This window comes from Thalassospira sp. UBA4513 (assembly GCF_002388495.1).
GTDB classification, from domain to species: Bacteria; Pseudomonadota; Alphaproteobacteria; order Rhodospirillales; family Thalassospiraceae; genus Thalassospira; species Thalassospira tepidiphila.
Map to the genome: position 1 here is coordinate 1 of NZ_DGMR01000022.1, position 2948 is coordinate 2948.

The following is a 2948-nucleotide window of genomic DNA, read 5'->3' on the forward strand; positions in this document are numbered from 1 at the left end:
ATGACCGGCTATCAGGAAATCATGACCGACCCTTCCTATGCCGGTCAGATGATCACCTTTACCTTCCCCCATATCGGCAATGTCGGCACCAACGACGAAGATATCGAAAACGCCAAACCGGTCGCCCTTGGCTGCATCCTGCGCCAGGACATTACCGAGCCGTCAAACTACCGCGCCCAGAAACATTTCAACGACTGGCTGGCTGAACATGGCCGGATCGGGATCGCCGGTGTGGATACCCGCCGCCTGACCAAACGCATCCGGACCGAAGGCGCGCCGAACGGTGTTATCTGCCACAGCGAAGATGGCAGTTTTGATATCGAAGCCCTGATCGCCAAGGCCAATGACTGGCCCGGCCTTGAAGGCATGGACCTTGCCAAGGACAATAGCTGCACCACCGGTTACGACTGGGACGAAGCGCTTTGGACCCGCGAAGGCGGATACGGCAAGGTTGGCAATGCCAAGCACCATGTCGTTGCCATCGATTACGGCGTAAAGCGCAACATCCTGCGCAACCTGGCAAGCCTTGATTGCAAGGTCTCGGTTGTTCCGGCCACCACCTCGGCCGATGAAATTCTTGCGATGAACCCGGATGGGATTTTCCTGTCCAACGGTCCGGGCGATCCGGCGGCCACCGGTGAATATGCGGTTCCGACCATCAAAACCCTGATCGATAGCGGCAAGCCGGTATTCGGGATTTGCCTGGGTCATCAGATGATGGCGCTCGCACTTGGTGCAAAAACCATGAAAATGGATGTCGGCCATCGTGGTGCGAACCACCCGGTCAAGGACACGACCACGGGTGTTGTTGAAATCACATCCCAAAACCATGGCTTTGTCGTCGACAAGGACAGCCTGCCTGACAACGTCGAAGCAACGCACTTCTCCCTGTTTGATGGTTCCCTTGCGGGTCTGCGCCTGAAAGACAAGCCGGTCTTCGCTGTTCAGTACCACCCCGAAGCATCGCCGGGGCCGCATGACAGCCACTACCTGTTCAAACGTTTCGTTGGTCTGATCGAGGACGCCAAAGCCTGATCCCCTGATCAGGACACGCCCAAGATTACGCGATTAACGGACTTAAACGAGGCGGTGCAGCCATAGCGCCTGCCCTTGCGAAAAGCGGAAAACGACATGCCGAAACGTACAGATATCAAATCAATCCTCATCATCGGTGCCGGCCCGATTGTTATTGGCCAGGCTTGCGAGTTTGACTATTCCGGTGCCCAGGCCTGTAAGGCCCTTAAGGAAGAAGGTTACCGCGTCATTCTGGTCAACTCGAACCCGGCGACCATCATGACCGACCCGAACCTGGCCGATGCGACCTATATCGAGCCGATCAAACCGGCCATGGTCGCCAAGATCATCGAAAAGGAACGCCCGGACGCCATCCTGCCGACCATGGGGGGTCAGACGGCGCTGAACACCGCACTTGCCCTGTTTAACGACGGCACGCTTGAAAAATACGGTGTCGAGATGATCGGTGCGAAAAAGCACGTCATCGAAAAGGCCGAAGACCGCCAGCTGTTCCGCGAAGCCATGGACAAGATCGGTCTTGAAAGCGCGCGCTCAGCCATGGTTCGCACCTTTGAAGATGCGGTCAAGGCACTCGAAGTCACCGGCCTTCCGGCAATCATCCGCCCAAGCTTCACCCTTGGCGGCGAAGGTGGCGGCATTGCCTATAACCGTGAAGAGTTCGAACAGATCGTCCGCAATGGTCTGGCGATTTCGCCGACCCACGAAGTGCTGATCGAAGAATCCATTCTCGGCTGGAAAGAGTATGAAATGGAAGTCGTCCGCGACAATGCGGATAACTGCATCATCATCTGCTCGATCGAAAACGTCGATCCGATGGGCATCCATACCGGCGACTCAATCACTGTCGCCCCGGCGCTCACCCTGACCGATAAAGAATACCAGATCATGCGCGACGCCTCGCTAGCCGTTCTGCGCGAGATCGGTGTGGATACCGGCGGCTCGAACGTTCAGTTCGCGGTCAACCCGGATAACGGTCGCCTGATCGTCATTGAAATGAACCCGCGCGTGTCGCGTTCTTCCGCCCTGGCATCCAAGGCAACCGGTTTCCCGATTGCCAAGATCGCAGCCAAGCTTGCGGTTGGTTACACCTTGGATGAACTTGATAACGATATCACCGGCGTCACCCCGGCCTCGTTCGAGCCGACCATCGACTATGTCGTCACCAAGATCCCGCGCTTCACCTTTGAAAAATTCCCGGGCGCCAAGCCGCTTTTGGGGACTGCCATGAAGTCGGTCGGCGAAGCGATGTCCATCGGTGGCTGCTTTGCCGAAAGCCTGCAGAAAGGTCTGCGGTCGATGGAAACCGGGCTTACCGGCCTCAATGAAGTCAAAATCGAAGGTGCGCCTGACAAGGCCGCCATCCGTGCCAAGCTGACCCAGCCGATCCCGTTCCGTATCCTTTATGCTGCCCAGGCTTTCCGTCACGGCCTGACGCTTAAGGAAATTCAGGGTGCGACCAAGTTTGACCCCTGGTACCTCAAGCAGATCGAAATGCTGGTCGCCGAGGAAGAAAAAGTTCGTGCCAACGGCATCCCGACCGACAGGCAGGAATTGCTGCGCCTCAAAAAGCTCGGCTTCTCGGACGCACGTCTTGCAGAACTGGCTGGCAAGGACGAAGACGCCGTTCGTGCGGATCGTCACGCCCTTGGCCTGCGCCCGGTTTACAAGCGCATTGATACCTGTGCGGCCGAATTCCCGTCGCGCACCTCGTACATGTATTCCATGTATGAAGGCGATGGTTTCGTTGAACCGGAAAACGAGGCAGAAGTCACCGACCGCAAGAAAGTCATCATTCTTGGTGGTGGTCCGAACCGTATCGGTCAGGGGATCGAGTTTGATTATTGCTGTGTACACGCGGCCTATGCGCTGCGCGAAGCCGGCATCGAAGCGATCATGGTCAACTGCAACCCGGA

At 57.1% G+C, this 2948-nt stretch carries 2 protein-coding genes; both read left to right on the forward strand.

The window, feature by feature from the left end; genetic code table 11:
• On the forward strand, positions 1–1035 hold a 1035-nt coding region (gene carA / locus B2T33_RS08460), incomplete at its 5' end, for a glutamine-hydrolyzing carbamoyl-phosphate synthase small subunit (protein ID WP_286791674.1).
• Between the two features lie 96 nt (positions 1036–1131).
• The coding region (gene carB / locus B2T33_RS08465) for a carbamoyl-phosphate synthase large subunit (RefSeq protein ID WP_286791675.1) at positions 1132–2948 on the forward strand (1817 nt) is incomplete at its 3' end.